The organism is Bacillus sp. 1021, assembly GCF_014534735.1.
GTDB classification, from domain to species: Bacteria; Bacillota; Bacilli; order Bacillales; family Bacillaceae; genus Bacillus; species Bacillus siamensis.
On the sequence record NZ_JACVSR010000004.1, the window covers coordinates 48,240 to 61,311 of the forward strand.

The 13,072-nt window shown below is 42.2% G+C and carries 10 protein-coding genes and 1 pseudogene; 4 read left to right on the forward strand and 7 right to left on the reverse strand.

What is annotated here, in order from left to right:
* Positions 1-43 precede the first annotated feature (43 nt).
* A complete protein-coding gene (locus ICW23_RS14795; RefSeq protein ID WP_045926328.1) occupies positions 44-1,663 on the forward strand; it encodes a glutamate/serine transporter AimA in 1,620 nt (539 codons plus the stop codon).
* A gap of 95 nt (positions 1,664-1,758) precedes the next feature.
* Here the strand turns inward: ICW23_RS14795 and ICW23_RS14800 are convergent, their stop codons facing one another.
* Positions 1,759-2,646, reverse strand: a complete 888-nt coding sequence (locus ICW23_RS14800; protein ID WP_188154702.1) for a glycerophosphodiester phosphodiesterase — start codon at positions 2,644-2,646, stop codon at positions 1,759-1,761.
* A gap of 96 nt (positions 2,647-2,742) precedes the next feature.
* The gene (gene glpT / locus ICW23_RS14805) at positions 2,743-4,077 is read right to left on the reverse strand and encodes a glycerol-3-phosphate transporter (RefSeq protein WP_016936892.1); all 1,335 of its coding nucleotides are present in this window, start codon (positions 4,075-4,077) and stop codon (positions 2,743-2,745) included.
* A gap of 335 nt (positions 4,078-4,412) precedes the next feature.
* On the opposite strand from glpT, the gene ICW23_RS14810 reads away from it, so the two are divergent.
* Positions 4,413-4,655, forward strand: a complete 243-nt coding sequence (locus tag ICW23_RS14810) for a DUF2651 family protein (RefSeq protein ID WP_016936891.1) — start codon at positions 4,413-4,415, stop codon at positions 4,653-4,655.
* Between the two features lie 54 nt (positions 4,656-4,709).
* Here ICW23_RS14810 and hpaB read toward each other — a convergent pair whose 3' ends face one another.
* From hpaB to ICW23_RS14825, 3 genes are all read right to left on the reverse strand, one after another.
* The gene (gene hpaB, locus ICW23_RS14815) at positions 4,710-6,155 is read right to left on the reverse strand and encodes a 4-hydroxyphenylacetate 3-monooxygenase, oxygenase component (RefSeq protein ID WP_188154703.1); all 1,446 of its coding nucleotides are present in this window, start codon (positions 6,153-6,155) and stop codon (positions 4,710-4,712) included.
* Positions 6,156-6,305: 150 nt separating this feature from the next.
* A complete protein-coding gene (locus ICW23_RS14820) occupies positions 6,306-6,731 on the reverse strand; it encodes a hypothetical protein (RefSeq protein WP_188154704.1) in 426 nt (141 codons plus the stop codon).
* Between the two features lie 72 nt (positions 6,732-6,803).
* Positions 6,804-8,978 (reverse strand): glycoside hydrolase domain-containing protein, encoded by a 2,175-nt coding sequence (locus ICW23_RS14825; protein WP_188154705.1) that lies wholly within the window; start codon positions 8,976-8,978, stop codon positions 6,804-6,806.
* Positions 8,979-9,211: 233 nt separating this feature from the next.
* On the opposite strand from ICW23_RS14825, the gene ICW23_RS14830 reads away from it, so the two are divergent.
* A complete protein-coding gene (locus ICW23_RS14830; RefSeq protein WP_188154706.1) occupies positions 9,212-10,270 on the forward strand; it encodes a DNA sulfur modification protein DndB in 1,059 nt (352 codons plus the stop codon).
* Between the two features lie 16 nt (positions 10,271-10,286).
* Positions 10,287-11,348 (forward strand): DNA sulfur modification protein DndB, encoded by a 1,062-nt coding sequence (locus ICW23_RS14835; RefSeq protein ID WP_223152413.1) that lies wholly within the window; start codon positions 10,287-10,289, stop codon positions 11,346-11,348.
* A gap of 360 nt (positions 11,349-11,708) precedes the next feature.
* Here ICW23_RS14835 and ICW23_RS19285 read toward each other — a convergent pair.
* Both ICW23_RS19285 and ICW23_RS14840 read right to left on the reverse strand, forming a co-directional pair.
* A pseudogene (locus tag ICW23_RS19285) lies at positions 11,709-11,946 on the reverse strand (IS3 family transposase); the annotation flags it as partial.
* A gap of 87 nt (positions 11,947-12,033) precedes the next feature.
* Entirely contained in the window at positions 12,034-13,035 is a 1,002-nt protein-coding gene (locus tag ICW23_RS14840; RefSeq protein WP_016936887.1) for an ADP-ribosylglycohydrolase family protein, read from the reverse strand.
* Between the last annotated feature and the right edge of the window lie 37 nt (positions 13,036-13,072).

Genomic DNA, 13,072 nt, shown 5'->3' on the forward strand with positions numbered 1-13,072 from the left:
TGATAGCGCTGGAGTCATATTTTAATTGAAAGGTGTTAACTTTATGAATCAATTACATCGCAGAATGGGAACGTTTGCACTCATGATGGTCGGACTTGGGTCAATGATTGGCTCTGGCTGGTTATTCGGGGCATGGCGGGCGGCTCAGATTGCGGGACCTGCCGCAATTATTTCCTGGATTATCGGTATGATCGTTATTTTGTTTATCGCACTTTCTTACAGTGAATTAGGTTCAATGTTCCCGGAAGCCGGGGGAATGGTAAAATATACTCAATATTCTCACGGATCATTTATTGGATTTATCGCAGGATGGGCAAACTGGATTGCGATTGTTTCCGTTATTCCGGTGGAAGCGGTCGCGTCCGTTCAATATATGAGCTCATGGCCGTGGGAGTGGGCGAAATGGACAGGCAATCTCGTTCACAACGGCACACTTACGGGAGAGGGTCTCGGTTTTGCTTCCGTATTGCTGATTATTTACTTTTTACTGAATTATTGGACAGTTAACTTATTTTCAAAAGCGAATTCATTGATTACCATCTTTAAAATCATTATTCCGGGGCTGACAATCGGAGCGCTGCTGTTTACCGGTTTTCACGGCGGTAATTTCACATCCGGGTCAAGCATTGCGCCGAACGGCTGGGCGAGCGTGCTGACAGCAGTGGCCACATCAGGTATCGTCTTTGCGTTTAACGGGTTTCAAAGCCCGATTAACATGGCCGGAGAAGCAAAAAATCCCGGTAAATCGATTCCGATTGCGGTTGTCGGTTCGCTGTTGGTCGCAACCGTCATTTACGTCCTGCTGCAAATCGCGTTTATCGGTGCGGTTGAACCTTCTATGATCGTTCACGGCTGGAGTCACCTGAACTTTAACTCTCCATTTGCCGATTTGGCGATCGCCTTGAATATCAACTGGCTTGTCATTATTCTTTATGCGGATGCGTTCGTATCTCCGTCAGGAACCGGTATCACTTATACCGCTACGACGTCCCGCATGATTTACGGCATGGAAAAAAATAAATATATGCCGAGCATTTTCGGAAAGCTTCATCCGCTGTACGGCGTGCCGCGCCAGGCGATGATTTTTAACCTGATCGTATCGTTTATCTTTCTGTTTTTATTCAGAGGATGGGGCGTGCTTGCTGAAATCATTTCCGTTGCGACACTGATTTCTTATATCACGGGTCCTGTGACGGTGATGACGCTGCGGCGGACGGCGGCGGATTTGTACAGGCCTCTCCGTCTGAAAGGCCTCAGCGTGGTTGCTCCGCTCGGCTTCGTGTTCGCGTCTCTCGTGCTGTATTGGGCGCGCTGGCCGCTAACGGGGCAGGTGCTGTTTATCATTTTGATCGGCCTGCCGATTTACTTCTACTACCAAGCGAAAGCGAAGTGGAAAGGATTCCGCAGAAACTTTAAAGGCGGCGTCTGGATGGTTGTCTATCTGCTCAGCATGATGACCATTTCATGGCTCGGAAGTGAAAAATTCGGCGGTCTGAACATCATTCCGTACGGATGGGATATGGGGCTGATCGCAATCGTTGCCCTTGTCTTCTATGCGTGGGCGCTGAAGAGCGGATTCAAGACTGAGTATTTGAAAGACGCCAAAGCAATCAACGATCAATTAAAAGGCGGACAGGCCGAAGCCGCTGCCGGAAAAGAATAATGATTGATAAAACCCTTGCGGTACATTTCCCGCAAGGGTTTTTTGATCGCGCAAAAAAACATGGATTCGGCATCATCTCCGAACCCATGCTGGCTTTATGATTTGTATTCTTTTTTGACCTTTTGGAATATATCCGCATAGTTGGTGAACACACCGGTTACGCCCCAATCCAGCAGGCGGCGCATGTCCGCTTCACTGTTTACGGTATAAGGGTGGAGCAGAAGGCCATGGCTGCGTATGTTCCGGACGTTTTGAGCGTTCAGCGCTTTGTAATCCGGCCCGATTCCGACGGCATAGGTTTTGATGTCCGCTAAATCAGCGTCAGTCATTGACGTCATCTGATCCGCTTCAAGCAATTGGACGGCGGGAAGTTTCGGATCGAGCTTTTTGATTTTCAGAAGGCTGTCCCTGCTGAAAGACTGAATGATCACTTGTCCAAGTTTCGCATGTTTTCCTGCCAATTTATATTTTTTCAGTGAAGCGATCAGTTTTTCTTCCATACCCGGATATGTTTCAGGCGCCTTTGTTTCAATATAATAGTTTGCATGTCTGCCGAACCGTTTTAACACGTCATCAAGTGCGGGAACGCGAAGTCCGGCGTATTGCGGTTTAGCTTTTTCCGGATAGGCTTTATTGAACCAAGAGCCGGCGTCGAGCTTTTGAATCTCGGCTGATGTATGATCTTTCACCCAGCCGTGTCCGTTTGTGGTGCGGTCCAGCTTTTCATCATGCATGACGATCAGCTTGCCGTCTTTTGTCATTTGTAAATCCAATTCAATATAGTCTGCCTTCATTTTTTGCGCAGTTTCATAAGAAAGGATCGTGTGCTCCGGGACATACCCCGAAGCACCGCGATGGGCAATGGTTAAAATTCTGTCAGGAGACAAGAGGTTTCCTTTTCCCGCCGCCGATACAGGCGTGACAACGAATGACAATAAACCGAATGAAAGCAATACCAAAGCAAACAACTTATGTTTCCGCATGTTTTCTTCCCCCTTAAAAAATCAAGATCTGTCTCTAGCGTAGAAAATCGTTGTAAATTCTGTACTGCAAAAATATTAATCTTTTATGTTGTTTTCTTATACATGCTCCGCCCGCTTGCCGGTATTCCACGTCATAGCCAAGAAGACGATGGACAGCGCGCATGAGGTGACAAGCATAATAAAGCCTCCGTTCCAGTCAAAGCGGTCTACAACATAACCCATGATGGCGTTGGCGAAAGCCGAGCCTCCGATGTAGCCGAAAAACCCGGTTAAGCCGGCTGCCGTTCCCGCCGCTTTTTTAGGCGCAAGGTCAATGGCCTGAAGCCCGATAAGCATGACAGGTCCATAGATTAAGAACCCGATGCTGATCAGCGCGATATTGTCGATGAGCGGATGACCGGCAGGATTAAGCCAGTAGACCAATACAGCGATAAATACACCGGCCATGAACAGTACGCCAGCTGGCGCGCGGCGGCTTTTGAAAAACCGGTCGCTGATCCAGCCGCACAAAATCGTGCCCGGAATTCCCGCATATTCGTAAAGGAAATAAGACCATCTGGAGTCTTCAGGAGAGAATCCTTTCGCTTCCGTCAAATAAGTCGGGGCCCAGTCAACGACTCCGTACCGCACGAAATAAACAAACACATTGGCAAATGCGATATACCACAGAAATTTATTATTCAGCACGTATTTAAAAAGAATTTCTTTGGTCGTCATTTCTTTTTCCTGGTCTTTAAACGCATGTTTCGGATAGTCATTCCGGTATTCTTCAATCGGCGGCAGCCCGCAGGATTGCGGCGTGTCACGAACGAGAAGAACGATGACAAATGAAATGACAATGGCGATAATAGCCGGAAAGAAAAACACGCTTTTCCAAGTAACAAACATGGCGATGCCGAGAGTCACGAGCGGGGCAAGGATACCTCCGCCGATGTTATGGGCGACATTCCATATCGACATTTTCGTGCCGCGTTCACTGATGGAAAACCAATGAGCCATCGTCCGTCCGCAAGGCGGCCAGCCCATCCCTTGAAACCACCCGTTAATAAACATAAAAATAAACATAATCGTCACGCTTGATGTGACCCATGGCATGGAAACAAATAAAATGTTTACGACACCTGACAAAAACAGACCCGTTGCAAGGAAATATCTCGGGTTGCAGCGGTCAGACACCATCCCCATGATAAATTTGCTAAAGCCGTAAGCGATTGATACGGCCGCAAGCACCAAGCCAAGTTCCCCTTTTGAAAACCCTTGCTCCTGAAAGTAAGGAATAGCGAAGGCAAAGTTTTTGCGGAGCAAATAATACCCGGCATACCCGATGAAAATCCCCAAAAATACTTGCAGCCTGAGCCGTTTATAGGCCGCATCCGTCTTTGAATCATCCAATCTCTCAATATGCGGAGCCGGCTTGAACAACTGAAACATCATATCCTCCCCTTTGCTGAACGTCTATCATGATGTATGTATGACTCCTTTCCTTAAAAATAACAAAAAGAACCAGAAATCACCCTTGTGTAAGGGCGGGTTTTTCTGGCTCTCCTCATCTCCATCCAAAAATCATTAACTTGTGTATGATAGCGCTTTCTTAAATTATCACAGTCTGCCATAAATGTAAACGCTTTAAGAAAAGTTTTCATTTTTTTGAATAAATCACCGAAGGGAATATCAGCGTGAGCGCGAAAGGATTTGAAGTACTTGTTTTTGTACTCAGGCATAAGATGTGGTAGGCCGATTTAAGAAAAGGGAAAGGAGTGCCTCTGTTGATTGATGAATTGGATTTTGCGTTCGGTGTTCTGCCGCTTTGTATTATCATCTTGTCAGTCGCCGGAACATACCTGTTTAAAAACGCGTTTATTATGCCGGCTGCCGCTTTGGCCGTTTGCCTTATATGCACTTTTACTGTATTGAATTTCTCGTTTATCGGATGGGCCGCTGTGTACACGCTTGTCTCTTTCGCGTTATCGCATATTACGATGGTGGTGATCAGTCAAAATAAAAAATAGGATCGGCGGCAGCCGATCCAGCTATGATAAGCAGAGATGAGGCTCTGCTTTGTTTTATTTATGAATGTTCAGGAAGTCCTTGATGACAGCGGTCTGTTCTTCTTTCGGATAGCTATTGTACAGATGGCTGGCCAAGCGGACGGGGTCACCGAAGAAGTACCGCTCATATTGTGTCTGTCTTGTTCCGAAAGGGCTCATGGTCAAATCCCATGCCAGACGGAACACTTTCACCCGATCCTCGGCATTCAATTCAGTTGCCTGTAAATATTGGTCAAGGTCTCCTCTGATGTCTGAATGAAACGCTTTTTCAGTCGGCAAAGTCACCATTCCGCTTGCCCCGATCAGCTGAATGATCTCTGTGAAGCGCGGGTAGATGTCAGGGAAAATCGCGCTGACCACACGAAGCGGAGTGACACTCGGCCGCATATATCCCCATTCATCTGTTTCGGCATCATTCTCCGACTTTTCCAAAAGGGCTTTCATCGTTTCCAGACCGGTGATGATTTCAGCCATCTTAGCCTGAATATGCTGAAACTCGCTGACATCTATCGCATCGACAAGCGTTTGGGCGAGACCCAGGAGAAACTCCGTCTTTACAATTTGTCTCGTGATGACTTGGTGAAATGCGAAGGCGTTAAAAGAGCTTTTCATATTGAAATCATAAGCCGCCTCGTAATTATCATAAAAAAATACGCGTTCCCAAGGGACTAAAACGTTATCGAATACAACGATGGAATCCATTTCTTCATATCTTGAGCTGAGCGGATAATCAAATGATGATTTTCCCAGTACGAAAGATTCCCTGCAGATGAATTTTACGCCCTTTGTATTGGAAGGAATGGAAAAAGCGAACGCTTCATCTGATTCAAAATACATCTTAGGCAGGGAAACCACGAGCACTTCATCCGTCAGGCCGCCTTGTGTGGCCAAAATCCGGGCGCCGTGAATGACGAGGCCTTTTTCATTTTTTTCGACGACTTTTGCGGAGATCGGTGTTGGTGATACGTTTACATCCATTTGTGAACGATTCACCTGAGGGGTGATAAACGTGTGCGTAAAAGAAAGATCCTGTGTGACAGCGCGTTCGTACAGCGCCTGAACATGTTCCGGAAAACAATGCTCCCGGTCTTTCAAAAGCGCGGCAGAGGAGGCGAAGCTCATCAGCACAGTATTCATGTAATCCGGGCTTCGTCCCATCATTCCGTGCGTGTGCCTGGCCCAATGCTCGAACATCTTTCTTCTTCTTTTGATGTCTTCTTTCGTTTTCGGCTGCAGGTATGAAAGCCCGGCCCGCTCTTTTTTACCGGGGAGACTGTATGTCATCTCGTCTTTCATGCCCGGTTTCGTTTGCAAATCATAAAGAGAGCGCTTCGTTTCCAGAAGGCCCTTAAATGCGGGATGTTCAGAAATGAGTCCCTCGATCTTTTCACCGTCAAGCCAAATCTCATTTTTAAGCTGGTTTAATCGGTCAATATACATTTTGCCATTAATGATACCCATCATGTAGCCCTTCTTTCTTTACAGATCCACTACCACATTATATTGAGAATGAAATTGGGTGTTCCGGTTATTTCCAGTGGGGAAGAGCCTTTTTTGGCAAGGGGGATGAAAGGATTGCATAATAAAAAACCCCTTAAGCGGAGGGGTTTTTTAACTGATCATGTCTTTGTATCTTTGTTCGAGGACGAAGTCTATCATTCCGGTGATACGGGTGTTTTCAGATTTTTGTCTGAAACGGTCAGACACTTGGATTTTCCTTGAAAACGGAAATACGGCAAAAATCCAAACAAGGCCGGCCAGACCAAAAACCATTTGCAGCGCCATTTCAATCAAATCATTAAAATGAGTGCTGAAAAAAAAGATATATAACGTGATGAAAGTGACTGTGCATACAATCTTGACTGTATGGTTGAAGGTGAGGTGCGGTTCAGTGAAACACAATTTCATTTGATTGAGTGTGAGCGAATCTTGTGTCGTTAAATATGTAAGCAGTTCTTTGTCATTTTGACTTCGCGGAAGCAAATCGCTTTCTATTTTTTGAACGGTTTCCTTGTATGTCTGCATGTCAATCTTCATACGAATCCTCCTTAAAAAATAACTCCAAGAATACTCATTGAGCATTCCCGGAGCAAGGAGCTGCCTGTTCAATTATAGAAATAGTGATAAAACCGTGCTGAACAAGGCTGCAGCTCCCCCTAATTCAGGCGCTAAAACGACTAAAGCGCCGATACCTACAATAACAATAATTCCTGCGCCTGCAATGGCCATGGTATTCACGACAGAATCCCAATCCGGAGAGTAAACCTCTTCGGAATCCGGCAGTCTGAAGCTCTTTTGTTTTATTTTAAATGTAATGGTCGTTGTTAGTCCAGTTGTAGCACTGTCACCGACCGGAATATCAGGTGTATAGATTTTAAATTGAATATTCAGCGATCCCGCAGCCGGATTGACGTATACTTCTAAATAACCGTTGCGGACTGACAAGCTCAGACTGTTAAGCAGGTTTTGATAGGAATCAATTTGTGATGCTGTAAAAGAGACTTGTGAATCTCCCATCAGACCGGTAATATAAGCTCCCGGTTTGCCATTTGTAATGGTAACTGTGTTGGGAGAACCTTCACTCGGCACTGTTGCCAAAAGTGAAGTTGATAAAAGAATATCCATTTCAGGTGATGCATAAATGGTTTCAGTCTTGTCGAATTCAAACATGGCATTCGCAAGATTCGGTACATTTTCTAATGCGGGAATGGTCGTTAAAATGTCCGTCAGTGTACGCAGTCTTGCATCATACACAGGATCAGAAGGCGGATGGACGCTGCTTACACCTGAGTCTTTTCCGGAGTAACCGTCTTTGTCAATGGCGACTTTTCCCGCTCCGCTTCCGATCGTTCCTTCATAAAATTGATCAAAAGCCCAGTTTTTCGGCATCGGGTATCCGAGGTTGCCGCTGAATCCGGTCGACATGTTAGCTGTAAAGCTATATTTGGTCAGACCTGCTTCTGACGTCCGGATACAAATGTTTCTCGGTCCGTATACCCCGATTTCATATTTCGGCGCAGTTGAAAACGCCTGCATTTTCATAAAAGCTGACTTGATTTCTTGAAAGTAAGGGATGATTTTATCTGTGACTTCATAATCATACGCATCGAAATCGACGGCAAAGTAGATGGTCGTGCCTGACGGAAAACCTAATCTTCGGGCGGCTGATGCAGCGCTGTACGCATCTCTCGTTCCTTGATCTTTTACAAAATAAGAAGATTCATAGCCGCCGTCCTGATAAATCGGAAAAACGCTTAAGCCGGCATCGAAAATAGTGGAAAGCTCTTTTGACGTCAAGGCTTTCGATGTCAGTCCGCTGCTTGTCCGCACATTCCCGGTCAAATATCTTCCCACGATTTTATAGCCATTCTCACGTAAAGTTTTAGCGGTATCTGCCGTTATAATTGCAGCAGTGTCACAAGCCGAAGCAGCCCGCGTTGTGTCGCCTGAGCTTGATAATAAAGCTTTAATCGTCGGCATGTCCGCATAACCTGTTTGCGGCAGGCACATAAACGCTTGGAAAGCTTTCACTGCCGATACAACGCCGACGCCGTATTTTCCGTCGAATTCACCGGGGTCAAATGATTTCCCATTACAGTAAAGTGCGTATTGAACAATCAAAACAAAGCCTGTCCGTGAATCGCCGGGAGTCAGGGTAGGACATAAGCTGGTCGTTCCGTTCCCGAAAAATCCATTGGCGACGCTTGTGCTCATGCCTTCTTCTTTTTGGAGGGCATAAATGAGAGCCTTGTTTGTATCGCGGGCATATAAGCCGTCACAAGGCATCAAGCCGATGTAGTCATTGTAATCCCTGTTCAGGTTCTGCTGGATTTGGCGGATTTTTTTGTCGCCGCCCGCTACTAACCGAAAAGCGCTCATATCCAGCAAGGCTTTCATAATGAGTGCTGTGACGATGCCGTCTTGCTTAGTGAGCCCGGCCGCTTTTTGAAACTCTTTTACAGCGCTTTCGGTATTTTCATAGAAAACGCCAGAAAATCCGCCCGGGTTAAATCCTTTACACCATAGCGCCCCTTGCAGAATGTAATTCATGTTTGTCGGCTTAGAATCGGGAGCCTGCTTTTTCAACGGTTTAAATAATCTTTGTGTCGTCGGTCCGAAGTTATCGGCAGGTTCAGAAATACCAAGCTCGATTTGAAGCGCCCGTGTCAGACCGTAAATGGTATCCCAGCCTGTTTTTCCGTTTTCCGGCACTTTGTTGTACCCGTGTCTGCCTTTGTACGTCTCATTCAGCCATTGCTGTGTTTCCAGGACCATTTCGTCCATTGCAATCCCTCCATTACGTGTAGTGTGCGTTCATTAATAGGTGGCAAACGTATGACGAGAAAAAGTGATTGTAAAGGTATAAAGATGAGTAATTTATATAGGAATAGGAAGGTTATCGGGTATATAGGGTAATTAAAGTAAAAAACATATAAATATTCCTTTATTTATCTGAATGTTTAATCTATAATAAATTTAAACACATAGATAACATTGAAATACAAAGGAGTGACGGCATGAGTCTAAGAATATTGGTTGAACCTGAAAGTAACTTTATAACAATGTTTGGACTAAAAGGAAAGCAATTTGGTTACGATGTGATTTCATGTCAATGTACAGTTGATTACATACTTAAATTTTTGGATGTAGATAAAAGTGTTCAAAGAGAAATAGCAGAAAAACAGGTTTCTAATATAAGTAAATATATACAATACGGAATGGAGGGCAATGATATCTATTTTCCTCCACTGATTTTTTCTGCGAGAGGTAAAGGGAAGTTTGAACATGATAAAAGCCAGTTTCATTTACATAATGGTGAGAAAATGGTGATACTGGATGGTCAGCACAGAATTGAAGCGTTCAAAACGTTGAAAAAGAGGATAGAAGTTAATGGTGCTGATCCAAAAAAGCTTGAGTATATAAACGAATTCCCATTAACAATTCAGATTTATTCAGACTTAAATAAAAAACAAGAAAGGCAACTGTTTACTGATGTTAATACTAAATCTTCGAAAGTAAGTAACACCTTGTTAATAATGTATAAAGATAATGACTTAAATGGAAAAATTGTTAAAGAAATAATCAATGATCATCCATCTATTTCTCCTGATAAATTTGAAATACGTGCTCAAAGAACAACTACTAAACTTATGACCGCATCTACTCTATACAATATTGGTTTAGCTTTAAATGACGGTACCCTACAAGTGAAAAATAATACCTCAAAGATAAATAAAGAAAACTTTTCTGAATATAAAAAAAGGTTAGAGGACTTCTTAACGCTTTTGCTTAAGTATGCACCCTCACAGGCTTTAGATAGAGACAAATATTTCATCTTGAATCCTTATGTGTTACAGGGTATTGCAAGATGTATATACTCCCTGAGAGAAAACAATAATGACTTTAATATGGAAACTTTCTTTTTAAGTATTTTTTCAAATGTTGACTGGACACATAAAAATAAAGAACTCAAACAATTAGGAATCCCTTTTAATCCAAAAACAAATAAATACAGATTCACGGTTGGAACAAGAACAGCAATTCGAATTACCAATATGTTGCTACAAAAAGTGTAGGGAGAAAGGGGCTTTGATGGTGTTCGAAAAAAGGTTAAAAGGTCTTATTAATTTAATAAATGGAAAAAATAAAGGCATTATGACTACCCAGCTATCAGTTAGAGATTTGTTGGACGTTTACGAGATTGATAATAGAGTCAATAGAGACATTAATTATTCTCGACTAAATTCACTTGCCAAATATATTGATTCGTATGACTCTGGTATCGGAATATTTTTGCCTTCTTTTGTCCTGGTGTTTAAAGGAGACCCTATTGATTTTTATGATAGAAGCACTAAAGAATTAGTATTGCCAAAAGGTTTTAAGTTAAGAGTCATTGATGGACAACATAGAATAAAAGGAATGGAATATCTTTTAAAAACTATAGTTGATACTGAAAGGAAAGAACAAGTATTAAACAGTATAGTTAGTGCTCAGATCTACTTTGGTTTATCTGATAAAGATCAAAAGAATGTTTTTGTAGACATAAATTCAAACGCAAAAAGAGTTTCTATGTCATTAATCTCGAAATATGATACAAGAGAGGTTATGAGAGTACTTATTAGAGACATATATCAAATTAACAAATCCCTACAAGTTGCTGGTGTAGAATTCGAAAAAAGTAGAATAGTGAGACCAGGGAGTAAGTTATTTAGCACGAGTGCACGTTTGAATACTTTTCTGACTTTACTTTTATTTGGTAAGGCTAAGTTGAGTAAAACAAACGAACAGATCTTAAAAGATAATTATGATGATGTATTAAGCTTCTTAAATAAATTTTTCGATGTTTTTTTTGAGATATTACCTGATCAGTTAGGAGATGTAACTAAATATACATTGGGACATGAAGCTTTGCAAAATGCAATAGCGCTATATTTACATGAATTAATTATGATTGAATCAATAAACGTTATAGGGTGGAAGGATTGTTGGGAACAGGAAGTTGAAAAATTGGGGGAATTTGATTGGACCATAAAAAATACTCATTTTACGGAATTCATGATTGACAGCAGATCTGGAAATAAAAAAGGGTTTAAGACTTTTATTGATAGGCAATATGATGGTATATTAGAAATTCTAAAAACACAACTAGACTAATTTAATTGTAAGATATACAAGTTTTTTTACACTTTAATATGCTGAAATTAATAAGAAGCCATACTTTATTTTAATAACCTTTTACATTTTTGTTTTGCATATGTGGTTTCAATTAGTTCGGGTTGTTAATGTCCTGTAATTTTCTTTTTATCAATATCATTACAACGGGATAATGTAGAGTATTCCTTAAGTTGTTGCTGTTACAGTCATGCAAGCATGAAAGTATAGAGCCCGGGTGAAGAATAAAAAACAGATCGTCAATAGGAGACTGATCCCTGTTTTTGCGACGGGGATCAAAATGCCTTTAAGCAGCCAGCTGTCGGTATGTGACCGGCAGCTAGTTGTTTAGTTTAGACAAAGATGATTTTCTGTCTGTAGCTTCTCTGATTCGGAGGAATACGCTGGACCTTTTTTGTAAGTGTATTGCTTTCAAAACAGGCTGTGTGAATCTTTGTGTATCCCAGCTTTATTATCTGACCCATGTTGGACCTGCTTATCAATACTCAATTCTGCATAATCTTTTTCATAAGCACGCCCTTAGTCTCATCTCGTCAGCCTTCTGTTTGACTTCAACTCCATAGAAAAAATAGCTCCACATTTTATTGATCCGTTTTCAAATTTGAAAGTGTTTTTGTTTGTCTCATAGTAGGGGGCAGTTTCATCACGATCTGTTTATTGCTTAAATCTATTGAGCCGCTCTCTTATAACAATATTGAAAAAATCTTTCACATAGGTCTAAAATATCTTGTTTTCTTGTCAGTTTATTAATCCACTCTTCTGGAATACTATTGATCTCATAGCACATGCCGGCTAACGTACCTGTAAGAAAAGCGATAGTATCTGTATCTCCTCCCAGGTTAACTGCTTCTAAGACTGCATCCCTATAGTTTGTATGTTTAAAGAAACACCACAATGCAGCCTCAAGAGAATGCACAACATAGCCGTCAGAGATAATATCTTCTTTTTTCGCATCTAAAATAGATTGATCAAACACGCGTCTGTAATGTACCAATTCATCTCTATATTTTATATCCTTGGATAGTTCTGACCTGCAGGTTCCTGTTGCTCGTTCAAATGCCCGAGCTGGAGTATTATTATTAAATAAATGGATGAGAAATTGTATATAAACAATACAGGCTAGTGTAGATCTTGGATGCGCATGTGTTAATTCCGCCCACCGTTCAATTTCCCTTTTTCTTGTCGTGAAGTCTTTCTCATTGCATAAGATAAAAACTAAAGGAGAAATGCGCATTAACGCGCCGTTGCCGTTATCAAACTCAGTGATTCCGCCGCATTGACGAACGTTTTTCTCTTTTAAAAAGCGCTCAATGGCTTCATCAGTTGTTCGACCGATATCAAACATATGGCCGTGCGGTGTCCAATAACCATCTTCCCGGTATGAGGTGAATTTTTCCATCAATTCAATTTCGCCATTTTCCTCAATTAAATTTTCTATCAAGCATAATGTCAATGATGAATCATCTGACCACGTCCCCGGGGGCTGATTGTAAGTACCGTATCCGGTCATGCCGTTTACTTCTAAATTCCTGTCCTTGAATTCCACGGGTACACCCAGTGCATCCCCGACAATACCTCCCAATATCGTTGGGAAAAGTTTCTCTTTTATAGATAAGCCTAGGTAAATACGGTCATCGTCGTTCCATCTGTCTTTCATTTTTCTTCTCATTGGTTTGCACCTACTTTTTAAATAGATCTAATGCGAG